The 13,233-nt window shown below is 57.0% G+C and carries 12 protein-coding genes and 1 pseudogene; 1 reads left to right on the top strand and 12 read right to left on the bottom strand.

Annotation, left to right across the window (positions count from 1 at the left end):
- Nucleotides 1-5: 5 nt before the first annotated feature.
- From ACORQT_RS01455 to ACORQT_RS01430, 6 genes and pseudogenes are all read right to left on the bottom strand, one after another.
- Complete coding sequence (locus ACORQT_RS01455; RefSeq protein WP_233501946.1) at nucleotides 6-503, bottom strand: fimbrial protein; 498 nt, start codon at nucleotides 501-503, stop codon at nucleotides 6-8.
- A gap of 111 nt (nucleotides 504-614) precedes the next feature.
- Nucleotides 615-1,418, bottom strand: coding sequence for an MrpH family fimbial adhesin (locus ACORQT_RS01450; RefSeq protein ID WP_108680072.1), 804 nt, complete (start codon nucleotides 1,416-1,418; stop codon nucleotides 615-617).
- 141 nt (nucleotides 1,419-1,559) lie between these two features.
- Nucleotides 1,560-2,317, bottom strand: a pseudogene (locus ACORQT_RS01445) (fimbria/pilus periplasmic chaperone).
- Between the two features lie 17 nt (nucleotides 2,318-2,334).
- Complete coding sequence (locus ACORQT_RS01440; RefSeq protein ID WP_089192459.1) at nucleotides 2,335-4,875, bottom strand: outer membrane usher protein; 2,541 nt, start codon at nucleotides 4,873-4,875, stop codon at nucleotides 2,335-2,337.
- A 46-nt stretch (nucleotides 4,876-4,921) separates the two neighbouring features.
- A complete protein-coding gene (locus tag ACORQT_RS01435) occupies nucleotides 4,922-5,464 on the bottom strand; it encodes a fimbrial protein (protein WP_164058192.1) in 543 nt (180 codons plus the stop codon).
- A gap of 92 nt (nucleotides 5,465-5,556) precedes the next feature.
- Nucleotides 5,557-6,099, bottom strand: a complete 543-nt coding sequence (locus ACORQT_RS01430) for a fimbrial protein (protein WP_072626553.1) — start codon at nucleotides 6,097-6,099, stop codon at nucleotides 5,557-5,559.
- Nucleotides 6,100-6,512: 413 nt separating this feature from the next.
- On the opposite strand from ACORQT_RS01430, the gene ACORQT_RS01425 reads away from it, so the two are divergent.
- Entirely contained in the window at nucleotides 6,513-7,256 is a 744-nt protein-coding gene (locus ACORQT_RS01425; protein WP_089192456.1) for a winged helix-turn-helix domain-containing protein, read from the top strand.
- An 82-nt stretch (nucleotides 7,257-7,338) separates the two neighbouring features.
- Here ACORQT_RS01425 and ACORQT_RS01420 read toward each other — a convergent pair whose 3' ends face one another.
- From ACORQT_RS01420 to ACORQT_RS01395, 6 genes are all read right to left on the bottom strand, one after another.
- Nucleotides 7,339-7,830, bottom strand: a complete 492-nt coding sequence (locus ACORQT_RS01420; protein WP_147839156.1) for a hypothetical protein — start codon at nucleotides 7,828-7,830, stop codon at nucleotides 7,339-7,341.
- The gene (locus ACORQT_RS01415) at nucleotides 7,811-8,545 is read right to left on the bottom strand and encodes a winged helix-turn-helix domain-containing protein (protein ID WP_233501983.1); all 735 of its coding nucleotides are present in this window, start codon (nucleotides 8,543-8,545) and stop codon (nucleotides 7,811-7,813) included. The genes ACORQT_RS01420 and ACORQT_RS01415 overlap by 20 nt, the downstream gene beginning before the upstream one ends.
- Before the next feature lie 326 nt (nucleotides 8,546-8,871).
- A complete protein-coding gene (locus ACORQT_RS01410; protein ID WP_089192454.1) occupies nucleotides 8,872-9,492 on the bottom strand; it encodes a DUF2238 domain-containing protein in 621 nt (206 codons plus the stop codon).
- 120 nt (nucleotides 9,493-9,612) lie between these two features.
- Nucleotides 9,613-10,632: a 7-bladed beta-propeller protein YncE gene (gene yncE, locus ACORQT_RS01405; protein WP_415640876.1), complete on the bottom strand. Its 1,020-nt coding sequence runs from the start codon at nucleotides 10,630-10,632 to the stop codon at nucleotides 9,613-9,615.
- 106 nt (nucleotides 10,633-10,738) lie between these two features.
- Complete coding sequence (locus tag ACORQT_RS01400; RefSeq protein WP_046898181.1) at nucleotides 10,739-11,599, bottom strand: isochorismatase; 861 nt, start codon at nucleotides 11,597-11,599, stop codon at nucleotides 10,739-10,741.
- A 3-nt stretch (nucleotides 11,600-11,602) separates the two neighbouring features.
- Nucleotides 11,603-13,231, bottom strand: coding sequence for a (2,3-dihydroxybenzoyl)adenylate synthase (locus ACORQT_RS01395; protein ID WP_164057956.1), 1,629 nt, complete (start codon nucleotides 13,229-13,231; stop codon nucleotides 11,603-11,605).
- Nucleotides 13,232-13,233 lie beyond the last annotated feature (2 nt).

Below are 13,233 nucleotides of genomic sequence, written 5' to 3'. Positions count from 1 at the left end.
CCGGTTCATTGATAATCGACACGCAACGTGGCGGAGGCCGTAAACTCCCCCGTCGGCAGCGTAGCGTTCGCCTGCTTCACGGGCACCGCCTCCAGCTTCGGCAAAACGGGAAAGGTGAAATTCTGCCAACTGTTCAACGCGATACGCGCACCGTTGTTTAAAAACGCAATGCCCAGGCCGCCGACGTTGGTCTGGAGCAGCTTGCCGTCGAACCCCGCTCCGGTGCCGGCAATCAACAGCCGCATGCCGTTCTTTCCCGGTTTGTCGCAGGTCACCGAATAGTCGACGAGCGTGCGATAATTTTCGCCATTGACGCGCGTCGTCATCACCTCATCGCCGAAATTCACCTCGATCGGCTGATTGCCGTTGATCACGCAAGGCAGCGGCGCCAGCACGGTCACCCTGACCGATACCGTGGTGGCGGCCCAAGCCGGCATGTTCGTCAGTAAGCAAGCCATCATTGTCAGAAAAAACATGTAGGCTATATTCGATGCGATATTCACTTTATTTATCTCCCTATCAATCGATATATCACGCCCTACAAGCATGCACCCCTTTTGCACACCGCGAATCATTAACTTATTTTCGTAAAAAGCCTAAAGCATCATTAATAATCACGGTAACGAAATGATGATGCTTTTCGCCCCCTGAAACTCCCCCACGCTGCCGTCATATCCCGCAAGCGTTGATGTCAGCGTTAAGGTTTTTCCGGCCGGCGTCGCGGTAATCAACAAGCCATCCCCCACATTGACGCCGTCTAATTTCAATTCGCTGCGAAACTGTTTTTTATCGTTAAAATAAACCGTCCCAGACCGATCTGAACTCATAATTCTTACTTTGAAATTAAACGTGCAGGCCACCGTCAATTGCGCTTCAGCCGTACTGCCGTTAATCACTTCGGCCCGCAGCATGCCATGATCCAACTCCACCAGCGGCTCACGTAACTCACACACGTTGGGTACGATCTCCGGCACCCGGCACTGTTCGCCGCCGGGAAACCTAATTACCCCCCATGAGCTATTACCTGTAGGGGTGTTATAACCAAAGTAAATGCAATGCGGTTGATTCGGGTAGTCATAATCTTTACTACGATACTCCCGATTGAGTAACCCATTCTGGATAAATTTTTTACCCAGTTCACCCAATGTTTTACTGGTTGTAACACCTGAAAAATACACTTTATTCATAAATGGGGTGTTACCATTAACAAATGCAAGATAGCAATATTCCTGACCAGAATTACAACCATATAATGGATTAGGGGTTTTGTCCTCCGTATCCCAGGCAATAATTTTTGCAACAAAATGGCCGTAAGTCGCATTTATCGGCCGATATTCCGTTTTCATTTCCCACGCGGCGGAAAAAACATTAACGGAATAAAAATAAATAAAAAAAGGAAAAGCCATCCGTTTTAACATAGGGTAATCACTGATATAAATAAAAATTCAATTATCCTTTCGTTAATCGAAAACGGCGATGGAAAACCAGCCCGTTCTCCCCTTCAGCATATCCCTTTGCCTGTCTGATTACCGTCGGCGGTGATGTATTGCGGCCTGCCCCTAAGACGCTTTCTTCTCCGGCACCACTTTGCAGACCGCACCCGCAGCAGCTGAAGCTCAACTGCGGCCGGCCGCCGTAATCGTTGATATAGGTCAGCACCGGGCTGTTCCCCACGCTGCCAGCGCTCACCGTCAGCGGCAGGCTGCCCTTCGGCGGCACCATCAGCGGTTCAAACCCTTTGGCGCCTTCAACGCCCTTGCGGCTGGCGGCGTCAACCAGAGTGACGTAGTACGGCGTCGGGTTGTTGACCACATATTTGTCGCCCTGCTTGCTCAGCGTCAGCTGCTCCTGCCACGGCGCCGCTATCGTTGCGGTCCGGCGCGATCGCCGCCGGGCGGTAGAACAGCTTGATGCGCGTCTGCAGCGCGATTTGCAGCGAGTTCGGCTTGTTGCTCTTCGGCGGGATCTCGCGCAGGTTGAAGTAGTAAAGCGTCTCGCGGTCCTGCGGCAGCATTTTCGCCGCCGGCAGCGCCTGGATCTTCACCTGGCTCGGCTTGCCCGGCTCGATGCGCTGCACCGGCGGCAATACCGTCAGCGGGCTCTGGATCTTGTTGCCCTGTTCGTCCTCCAGCCAGCCCTGCGCCAGGTACGGCAGCTGCTTGTTCTGGTTGCTCACGCTCAGGCTCACCGACTGCACGCCGCCGTCGAAAATCACCCGGGTGCGATCCAGCGCAATAGCCGCCTGCGCGGTTGGCGCCAGCGCGCAGGCCAGCAGCGAAGTGGTGGCCAGCAGGCCGATAGCGTTACGTTTGCTCATCATAAAAACTCCTTAATTCAGTGTTCGTCGCCGCCCGAACCGGCGCTTAATGCCCGGCACGGCAGCAGTAAATTGGCGGTCAGCATCTCGGCCGGCAGCGGCGTCGGCATCTGCACTTCGCACTGTTCGGCGCCGTTCCAGCGCACCGTCATGCGATCGCCGGCGTTGATGCCGCTCAGGTAAACGCTGCCGCCGTCGTTAACGATGCCGGTCTCTTGTTTACGCGCGTTCAGCACCGTGGCGCCGAACGGCGGCTCGCCGCCGTCCGCCAGCTTGATCACCGCCATCGCCTTCTCCCCGGCGATCACCGCAAACTTGCGGTAACCGATGGCGCCTTCGGTCAGCGTCGCCTGCACCACCGAAGTGGTGGCCTCGGCGTTATCGCCCAGCTTGTCCAGATCGATGCTGGCCTTGTTGCGGTAGTAGCTGTTGACGTCTACCACGACCGCCTTGCCCCAGCGGTTGGTCGCCATCGTGCTGCCGTAGCCGCGCACCGGCACCCCGGCTACCCCTTCGGTATCCAGCAGCAGCCGGGTCCCGCCGGCCATGTTGCTGCGGTGCAGCGCCCCGCCTTCGGCGGTCAACGTCATCCCGCCCTGCAGCGAACCGCCGATGGCGCTGTACCGGTCCTGCTGGTAGCTGGCGTTGGCGCTCATCCGCGCCAGATCGCCATCGCGGTTGTAGTAGCCGCTCAGGTTGGCGCCGCTGCGTGAACCGCCGGCGCTGATCTGGTAGTTGCTGCGATCGTCGATACGATCGTAGTACCCCACCCGGTGGGTGCTGTCGTCACGGTTGAGCGTGGCGTTGTAGCTCAGCGTGGCGCCGTTGCCCCACGGCAGCGACAGCGACAGATACATGCCGTCGTCGTTGGTCTCGTTGTAGCGGTTGCGGTACGCCGACAGCGACAGACTCAGGTTTTTATAATCCCCGAGATCGAAATAGCGTGACATCGTCAGGCTGTAGCGATCGTTGGCCGGCCGATCCCAGTAGGTCTGGTGGCTAACGTTGAGATACGCGCTCAACCCGATATCACGCAGCTGCTGGTTGTAGGTGATGGTGTACATCTCCTTGCTGTTGCCGAACCGCTGCCCGTATTGGCGCGCGTCCAGGTACTCGCTCATGCTCATAAAGTTCTGCTCGGAAAAGCGGTAGCCGGCAAAGGTCACCTGGCTGTCCAGCTCGTCGAAGCTTTTCGAGTAGCTGAGGCGGTAAGAACCGCCGCTCAGCGTCTCGCCGTTATACGGCAGTTTGGCGCGCGACTGGGTGACGTCGAACGACAGCGCGCCCAGCAGCATCAAATCGCGGCCGATACCCAGCGCCGCCGCGTTGTAATCCCCGCCCAGCAGCGCCCCGCCGAACAGCGACCACCCGTTGCTCACCCCCCAGGAGAACTCGCCGGTGCCGAACATCGGCCCCTGGTAGCGGTGATCCATATCCGACGGCTTGCCCGCCGCCAGCTTGTAACGCAGCGAACCGGGGCGCGTCAGGTACGGAATGCTGGCGGTGCTCATTTTGAACTCCTGCACGCTGCCGTCCTGTTCCTCCACCCGCACATCCAGGTCGCCCGAAACCGCATCGTTCAGATCCTGGATACGAAACGGCCCGGCGGCGACGGTGGTCTCATACAGCACCCGCCCCTGCTGGCTCACGGTCACCTTGGCGTTGCTCTTCGCCACTCCGCTGACTTCCGGCGCGTAACCGCGCAGGTTGGGCGGCAACATGTTGTCGTCGGATCGCAGGCTTACGCCGCCGAAGCGAAAGCTGTCGAACAACCCGGAATCCAGGTAGTCCTCGCCCAGCGTCAGCTTGGCTCGCAGCGCCGGGATCGCCCGGTAGGCGTAGTAGCGGCTCCAGTCCAGTTGCTTATCGGTTGACTGCCCTGAGCCGGTCTGGTGGTTCAGGTTCCCTTGCCAGTCGGCGCGCAGCCGCCAGGCCCCCAGGTTGGCGCCCGCCGTGCCGTTGCCGCTGACGCTGTAACCACGCGTGCCGGCCTGCAGCTGATGCTGGGTCTGAGCGTTAATGTTGTAATCAAGCAGCACGCCGGGGACACCTTCGTCCCAGCGCGAAGGCGGATCCCAGTCCTCCGAAACGTAGTCCAGATAAGCCTGGGGGATGCTCAGATACAGCGCCGACGTAGCCAACTCACCCCGCACCTCCATGCCCGGCAGGCTGACCTCGTCCAGACAGGCGCCTTCGCGCCACCAGGTTAACTTTTTCAGCGCCTCATCCCTGATACCCAGCTGCGCCACCAATTCTGGCGATAGGCAGGCGCGGCTGCCGCCGGCGTCGTCGTCCGGTGCGTAAAACGCCACCGGCTGTTCCGGCAAATCGATTTTATTGACGTGCACCACCATGCCGTACTGGCCGGGCATAATGTAGCCGCCGCGCGAGAACTGGCTCAGATCGATGTTTTTGCGATCGTTCACGTCGAGCACGTCGGTATTGAACTGGATGTCTTCCACCGCGCCGGCTTTGCTCGCCAAGCTGCCCAGCACCAGCGCCACGCAGGCGCTGAGAATATGCAAACGAAACGGTTTCCCGGCAGGTAAAAACATCATTTCCAAGACCTTTTAATTTATTGATTTCCCTGACTCATCAGCCGGCTCAGTAATAATCCATTTTGAAGCGCACTGATGAGAAATAGTCCCCGGCCTTCAATGGCCGCTGGTTACTGATTAACGTCATGGCGTAATTCAGACGGTAATTCCCCGGCAATATATTTACCGACGGAAGAGATTTCCCTGGCGTGGCAATATTGCCGTCGGCATCGGTAATTTTCAGCGCAATACCGGAGGCATTACCGCTAATGCCAAACATTTCACCATCGCTATTGCCGTCAAACGTAATGCGAAACTGTTTCCAGTCCGGTAAGTTTTTATCGGCGCGTTCGAGCACGCAATTCACCAATTCAATACTGAATGGCACCGATCGACCTCTGCCGTCGCGCGCAATATCTGAGACAGGCATAATATCCATATCGATAATTTGCTCTCGGCTTTCCGTTGCTATTGCACAGGCGGTGTCAATAATAGCCCCTTGCATATTGACGCGCCCTTCGCCCTGCACGGCAGAGATCGCCTGCTGGGAAATGAAAAATGGCGCCAGCAATAGGCAAAAAGCCCCTATTTCTTTTATTTGTTCGTTCATTGCCATTCCCTGGTGAAATCATGCTGCTTTGAAAATGGCATGCGGGTTGCCCCGCATGCCCGATAATCACACGTATTTCGTCAGGTAACGACTTACTGGTAAGCCAGGGTAAAGTCGGCTACAGACTGGAACTCACCCGGGACGATCACGGCGGTGGAAGCCGAGCTGCCCTGCAGGTAAGCGGCGAAGCTCAGGGTGTTGGCACCGTTTTGCAGCTCACGCGCTTTAGAAGGTTTGCCCAACTCGATGTTGGTACCTGCGCCGTCGGTGATGGCGATGCCGGCGCCTTTAGCGGTACCGGTGATGCCCAGCAGTTTGCTGTCGGCTTCAGAAGCGGAACCGGAGAAGGTCAGCGCAACGGTGTTGTTTTTGCCTGGATTCTTGGTGGTCAGCTCACAGTTTTCCAGCTTGATCTGGAAGTTGCGCGGGGTGGATTTACCGCCGTTTTTCAGCGCCACGTTAGAGATTGCACCCAGTTCAACGGTCTGATCCAGAGATTCAGGCGCGATTGAGCAAGGAGCGTCAATGATAGAACCGCTGAAGGTCACTTTACCGTGGCCCTGGTCAGCAGCGTGCGCCAGAGAAGAAACACCAAATGCCATAACGGCGGCCAGCATAATTTTATTCAGTTTCATATAAATCCCTTACATTCCTTAGTAAGTAGTGGAGTAAATTAAATCCGTAAGTCACGCATGCAATGCCGCAGCTTTATTCCTGAGCGTTGTATTCGTGGCTAATACATAGCGTTTTGCGCTCCGTATCAGTGGGAACAAATTTACACCCTCCGATCTCGTTTTGAAATGTTATGTCGCAAAAATACAAAAACACAGGATTGTTATCGATAAAATAACAATAAAATAGATTTTAATGCTAAAAAATAGAATTTAATTATCAATATTTATTTAAAAAAACTTGTAAGCAGATAAACATTTCATGTCAATTATACGGATAGAGAGAAAAATCCTATTTACACACAACGTGAGGATTGAAAAAAGGTGCATCAGGTCTCAGAATAATCCCTCGACAGGAAAGTTGATGGGTAAATGAAATGATTTTTATCATAAATGAAGACATCCTCTTTAATGAGGATGAGGGCACGCTGTCGCATATTGATAATGCCAGCAATAAAATAGCGTTACTTAAACCGACCGGCAGATTGCTTTCGTTGTTTATTCGAAATAATGATAAGCTGCTGCTGCGAGAGAGGTTGCTTAATGATGTCTGGGTTGAGCATGGGCTCAAAGCCTCCAATAACAACCTGAATAATTACGTTTCCGGCCTGCGTAAGTCATTGGCGCAGTTCGGCGTAGAGGATATTATTGTGACCTACCCCCGCCAGGGGTTTAAATTTAATGCCGCAAGCATTCAACAGATGGATATAAAAGCCAGTGAGATTAATAATAATGATTATAGCGAAACCGAAATAGCGTCAACGCCGCCGCCGGCAAGAACGCCGAACTTTCGCCGCTCGGTACAGCGCTTAATTATGATCATGGCCGCTTGTTTAGTGCCGTTTGCCGCGATTGTGCTTTACCAAAACAGCACGCGCATCAGCGTTTATCCGTTGGGCAATGAGCAAAATTGCCAAATTTACACCATGCGGTTAGGCAGCGGCGAGCTGGCAAATATTAAGCGAGAGATACGGCAAGCCGGCTTCGACTGCCAATACCGGGCGGATGTCTATTACTATGACAACATTCGCAATGAGGGCGCAGAGAAGGACGAACAGTGGTTAACCTATTGCCCGCGGGCGAGCAATAGCCCGTGCATTAACAATTACATAAAAAAATAACGATATCTTAATTCATTTTAAAATAGCACCTGGGCTATGAATCCACCTTGCCCCTCGGTCGTACCGGGGGCGCAGGCTGCTGTTATGATGACGTCACGCAGACATAATACGGCGCATGGTTATCCACAAACAGATAATGGCGTGCATCCATGCGTTCAATACGCAGGTGAATCGTCTGCCCTTCCATTGGTAAACTGCGGTTCAGCGCCTCATTTTGTAGCGTGTCCGGCGGCTTTTTGATATTTTCCCGCACCCGAAATTCGTAGTTGCCCCCCCATTTTCGGTAGTCTATCCCCAGGGAACGCTCAATGATGTAACGCTTGCCATCGTAAAACACACTGCCGTTAAACAGTATGGTGGCATGCCTCACCCCATCAGGGACCACGCTTATCAGCAGCGTTCTCTCCAGCATTTTTCCTTCATATTGGTTGACGAAACGTTCAACCGCCGTACATTCCGGAATTTGCGGTTTAAAAAATAAAAAATAAGCAGAAACGCTGCATACCAGCACGGCCACCGCCGCGGCAATCGCATAACCGTGGCGGCATACCGAGCTATAGACCCCTGCTTTCATAGTAGTTCTCACATTGTACTTTGCCCGAGGTCATGGCCTCTTGCGGACAATAATAGAAATAAGATGCTCTGACCCGTCCACTGGCATTTGGCACCAGGGCCTGGCTGTCATAATAAAGCAACGTCGCCGGCTCGCCGCAGGTTGCCGTTTTCTTCTCTTGCAACATGTTCTTCAGGTGGTTCAGGTCGATCTCGCCGGGGCCGACATTGTGATAGGAAGTGACAAATTGCACATTACAGCTCCCGATCTTACCCACCGTCATCAAACTGGCCGAGGGATACCCCGTCTCCTGCCAGGCCAAAATCCCGCTCCCCGCCGCCAGCAGCAGCAACGCGGCCAACCCGAAGCGCTTAAATCGCTGCACTCGCAGCGGCCTGGTCGGCAAGGGGTTTTCTGCAGCCGCCAGGATCGGCATCTCCGGCAAACTCTCCGCCAGGCTATCCGTCGTCTTCAACGAAGCGGCGGTAAACATGAATCCCTGGCGCGGCAACGTGACGATAATGTCGTCCTCGCCCATGGCGGCGAACATCTTGCGCAGGATGGAAATGGTGTTATTGAGGTTATTGCCGGAGGCCACCTGGCCGTGCGCTTCCCATACTTGCGTCAGCAGGGTATCGCGGGAGACCACCAGGTTATTGTTTCTGACCAACGCGGACAGCAGGCGGTTCAGCGTGGCGGTGAGCGGTTGAGGCGGCAGCTCAGCGTTGAGATCCACCAACTCTGATCTATCCTCATGATATTTAATCTTATTATTAATTATGTATCTCATTGTTCCCCGCTCAAAAAACTAATTAATAATAATTAGCCCTTGTTAAACATGAGAATAGTAGCACACGGCATGAGTTAAGAAAATTCCTAGAAAAGCGCATAAAAAGCTAAATAAACATAAATATGGGAAATAACATTGTGCTGTCTCACAGGGCGCCAAACATTTAACTGATGATTGTCGATTTTTATCATGTCGACATTAAAAATGCCGCCCGGCAAATACCGGGCGGCACGAGAAATATCCATTTTCACCAGGCTCAACCGCCGCCGGGCTTACGCCTTTAAACGCCGCAGTTGCCGATCCTGCCAGCCACCAAACAGCCATTGACCGGCTATCGCGCCGAGCAAGGCGCAGAACATGTCGGACTGCGTGTCCCACGGGTCGCCCTGGGTGCCGAGAAACTCATCGGCGCCCTGGCCCAGCGCCAGCGCCGCCCACCACTCGATAAGCTCATACACCGCGCTGATCGCCAGCGCGATACAGCACACCACGAAGCCCAGCATTTTGCGGCCCTGCACATAACCGCCGCGTAGCAGGATCTCGCGCGCCGCCAGCGCCGGCACCAGCCCCTGGAAGAAATGCCCCAGTTTGTCGTACGGGTTGCGGCCAAGATCCAGCCACTGCTGCACCTCAAACCCCAGCGGTACGCGGGCGTAGCTGTACATGCCGCCGAAAATCAGGATCAGCGCGTGGAAGAAAATCAGCGTATAGAGCAGCGGCGTCAGTGGATAACGGCGATGGGTCAGCCACAGCAGCGGCAAAACAATCAATACCGGCGCCACCTCCATCAACCAGGTGGTGCGATCGTAAGGGCTGATGCCGCTGTGGATCAGCGCGGCCAGCAGCAGCAGGGTGATAACGGACAACAACCGCGGTGTGCGTGAGGCAGGCATAACCAACGTTCCTTCGGATCAATAAGGCAATCCACACTTTATACCGCAGATCGCACGGCGAAAAAAAACAGGCGGAGCGTCGCCGCTTCGCCTGTTCGAGGGGGGTTATTCTGCGCGGGATTACTTCAGCGCTACGCGGATCACGTCGTCCGGCGCGGTCGCCTCTTTTTCGCGGCTGGAAGCCTGCTTGACGCTGACGTACAGCGTCTGGCCATCCGGCGACAGCGCCAGGCTGTTCGGATGGGTCGGCGTCTTGATGGTGTTCAGCACCTTGTAGCTCTTGGCGTCAATCACGCTCACTTCGCCCGCCTGGCGGTGGGTGACGTAGACTTCATTGCGCGCCGGGTTGAACAGCACCGCCAACGATTCCGGCACGTCTATCTTGCTCAGGATGTTGCCGTTGCGGGTATCCACCACCAGCACCTGCGGCTGCTTGGAATCGGTGATGAAGGCGCGATGGGTGGCGGTATCCAGGCTGAGGTTCAGGAAGAAGTGCTCTTTGGACGCATCCAGCTTCTTGCGCGACAGCACCTTGTTGCTCTGGGTATCGATGGTCACCAACTCGCCGTCGGCGTTGGTGACGTACAGGCGCTTGGCGGCGGCGTCCAGCGCCAGGCCGGTGCCGTATTTGCCGGTGTCGGCCACGGTGGCGCGCAGGGTCAGATCCTTGCCGTCCACCACCCACACCACGCTGGATTCACCCAGCCCGGTGATATACAGGGTATTGCTGTCGGCATCCGCCACCAGCTCGCGCGGCGCCAGCGGCTTGACGGTCTCGGAGCGCTGGCGCGCGTCCAGCACCAGACGGCCTTTTACGTCGCCGGTCTTGGCGTCGATGGCGGTCACCGAGTTATTGACGGTGTTGCCGAAGAACAGCGTGCCGGTCTTGGCGTTGATGGCGGCGCCAAACGGCTTGATGTCGTTATGAATAATCTGGGTCACGTCCAGCGTGGTCGGATCCAGGCGGTAGACGATGCCGCCCTTATCCAGCTTGCGGCTCTGCGACGTGGCCAGGTAGAGCGCATTTTCGCTCGGGCTGTAGGCCATTTCATAGGCGCCCTTGCCGACCGGCTTGCGCAGCACGTCCGGCGCGGTCTGCGCCTGCAGGGTGTTGGAGAACAGCAGCGTGGACAGCAGCATCAGCGGAAATGCCGCCCGTTTTCCCTTGGTGATCAAAGCATTCATCGAAATCTCCTTATAGAGCCAACGGGGCGACCGCGCGGCCGCCCTCTTTTCATTATTAAAATCAGGCTTTCTCTTCGGAAAGCAGCGCCCACCAGCTGTCGATGGTCGGATTGCGCGCCAGCGCGATAAAGTCGATATCGCCGCGGATCTTGCGCCAGCGGGTCGCCAGCTCCATGATGCGCACCGAATCCAGACCGTAATCAATCAGGTTTTCATCGTTGCCCATCTCTTCGCTGTCTTCGTCCAGCAGCGGCAGGATTTGCTGACGCAACGCGTCGATGCTGGCGATGCCGGCCGCCGGCAGCAGAGACGCGGTGGTCACCACCCGGCCGCAGCGGCCGGCGGTGTAGCGCAGCGCCATCAGGTGTTCGTCACGCGAGAAGTCCGCCAGGCCGTCGGCCACCATGAAAGGCTGGATGTTGCGCATGAAGGCGTCGATGGCGGTGGTCAGGCAGCCGATGTGGGCATACACGCCGCAGATGATCAGCTGATCGCGGCCGGACTCCTGCAGGATCTCCTGCAGCGGCGAGCGGTGGAAAGCGCTGTAGCGCCATTTCACCAGCACTGTGTCGTCTTCGTCCGGCGCCAGCGCGGCGGTCACCGCCTGCTGCTCGGGGTGTTTGTTCAGGCCCGGCCCCCACATGTCGTTCAACAGCGCGCGATCTTCATCGCTCTGCTGGTTCGGCTGCGCGGTATAGAACACCGGAATGCCCTGCTGTTTGCAGTAACGACGCAGGTTGGCGATGTTCTCCACCACCTGTTTAATCAGCGCGCTGTCTTCGCCCCAGAAATTGAGGAAATACTGCTGCATGTCGTGGATCAGCAGCGCGGCGCGCTGCGGTTCTACCTGCCAGGTGACTTTATTTTGCGGCAGTTCGTCCGCCGTCGGCAGCGCGTAATCATTAAGTTTTGGAATGGCCATCAATTAATCTCCCTGAGCCTGAGTCTGTAGTTGCGCGTCGAGCTGCTCGCGCAGCCGTTTTTTGTCCACTTTGCCGACCGGAGTCAGCGGCAGGCTGTCCACCTGAATAAAGCGATCCGGCAGTTTGAAGTCCGCCACACCCTGTTCGCGCAGGTGGCGACGCAGCACCACCGGCTTCAGCGGCGCGTTGGCGATGATATAGGCGCAGCTCTTCTCCCCCATCAGCGCGTCCGGCATCGACACCAGCGCGGCGTTGATCACGTCCGAATGACGCAGCAGCAGGTTCTCGATCTCCTCGGCGGCGATCTTCTCTCCGCCTCGGTTGATCTGGTCTTTCTGCCGCCCCTGCACGGTGATGTAACCGTCTTCGCTAATGCTGATCAGATCGCCGGAGCAGTAGAAACCGTCGGCGTCGAAGGCGTCGGCGTTGTGCGCCGGGCTCTGGTAGTAACCGCGAAAGGTGTAAGGCCCGCGCGTCATCAACCGTCCGATCTCACCCGCCGGCAGTGGATTGCCGTCGTCATCCGCTACCCACACTTCGTCGTCCGGCGACATCGGCCGCCCTTGCGTCGTCAGGATGTGGCGTTCGTCGTCGTCCAGCCGGGTGTAGTTCACCAGCCCTTCCGCCATGCCAAACACCTGCTGCAATTGGCAGCCGATTTCATTCTGAATGCGCGCCGCCAGCGTTTCGCCCAGCTTGGCGCCGCCCACCTGCAGCAGTTTCAGGCTGGCGAGCTGGGCATTGCCGCCCCACTCTTCGATCGCCTGCAGCCATAGCGTGACCGCCGGCGGCACCAGCGCCGTCACGTTGATTTGATGCTGTTCGATCAGGCGGAAGCACTGCGCGGCGTCCGGATCGGCGGCGAACACCACCAGCCCAGCGCCATAAAACACGCCCAGCACGCCCGGCGAACTCATCGGGTAGTTGTGCGCTACCGGCAGCGCGCACAGATAGCGGGTCTGCGCGTCGAAACGGCAGATCTCCACGCTGCGGCGAATGCTGTAGTAGTAATCGTTGTGGGTGCGCGGGATCAGCTTCGGCGTGCCGGTGCTGCCGCCGGAAAGCTGGAAGAACGCCACCCGATCGGCCGCGGAAGGCTGCGCGACAAAACCGTCGCTGGTTTCTTCCAGCCAGGCGGCCAGCGCCAGCTCGCCCTCGGGCTGGCTGCGCAGCGCCACGGCACGCAGCGAAGGATGCGCATCGCGGAAGGCGTTCAGGAATTGATCGTCGGCAAACAGCGCGTGCCGGCGATCGGCGATCAGCAGCGCCGGTTTGATCTGCTCGGCATAGGCGTTCAGCTCGCTGCGCTGATGGCTGAACAGCGCGTTGACCGGCGCCACGCCAATTTTCAGCAGCGCGAAGAACACGATATAAAATTCCGCCACGTTGCCCAGCTGCACCAGCGCGGTGTCGCCGGATTTCACGCCGCGGCGCAGCAAAGCGGCCGCCAGGCGATCGGAGCGCTGCTGCAGCTCGCGGTAGGTCAGGCTGCCCTGGGCGTCGATAATCGCCGGAGCGTCGTTATTGGCCTGGCGGTCGAGGATCTCGGTCAGCGGCTTGTCAATCCAGTAGCCGCGCTCGCGATAGCGGCTGGCGAACTCCGCCGGCCAGGGGGTAAAGGCAATGCTCATCT

The sequence above is a fragment of the Serratia sp. (in: enterobacteria) genome (genome assembly GCF_052400455.1).
GTDB lineage: Bacteria > Pseudomonadota > Gammaproteobacteria > Enterobacterales > Enterobacteriaceae > Serratia > Serratia ureilytica.
The sequence above is the reverse complement of the archived record's forward strand: the minus strand, read 5'-3'. Positions and strand labels throughout refer to the sequence as shown.

Coding starts and splice junctions, on each gene's coding strand:
- ACORQT_RS01400 (WP_046898181.1), bottom strand. CDS start 11,599: ATGGCCATTCCAAAACTTAATGATTACGCGCTGCCGACGGCGGACGAA.
- ACORQT_RS01440 (WP_089192459.1), bottom strand. CDS start 4,875: ATGATGTTTTTACCTGCCGGGAAACCGTTTCGTTTGCATATTCTCAGC.
- ACORQT_RS01435 (WP_164058192.1), bottom strand. CDS start 5,464: ATGAACGAACAAATAAAAGAAATAGGGGCTTTTTGCCTATTGCTGGCG.
- ACORQT_RS01410 (WP_089192454.1), bottom strand. CDS start 9,492: ATGCCTGCCTCACGCACACCGCGGTTGTTGTCCGTTATCACCCTGCTG.
- yncE (WP_415640876.1), bottom strand. CDS start 10,632: ATGCTGCTGTCCACGCTGCTGTTCTCCAACACCCTGCAGGCGCAGACC.
- ACORQT_RS01450 (WP_108680072.1), bottom strand. CDS start 1,418: ATGTTAAAACGGATGGCTTTTCCTTTTTTTATTTATTTTTATTCCGTT.
- ACORQT_RS01395 (WP_164057956.1), bottom strand. CDS start 13,231: ATGAGCATTGCCTTTACCCCCTGGCCGGCGGAGTTCGCCAGCCGCTAT.
- ACORQT_RS01425 (WP_089192456.1), top strand. CDS start 6,513: ATGATTTTTATCATAAATGAAGACATCCTCTTTAATGAGGATGAGGGC.
- ACORQT_RS01430 (WP_072626553.1), bottom strand. CDS start 6,099: ATGAAACTGAATAAAATTATGCTGGCCGCCGTTATGGCATTTGGTGTT.
- ACORQT_RS01420 (WP_147839156.1), bottom strand. CDS start 7,830: ATGAAAGCAGGGGTCTATAGCTCGGTATGCCGCCACGGTTATGCGATT.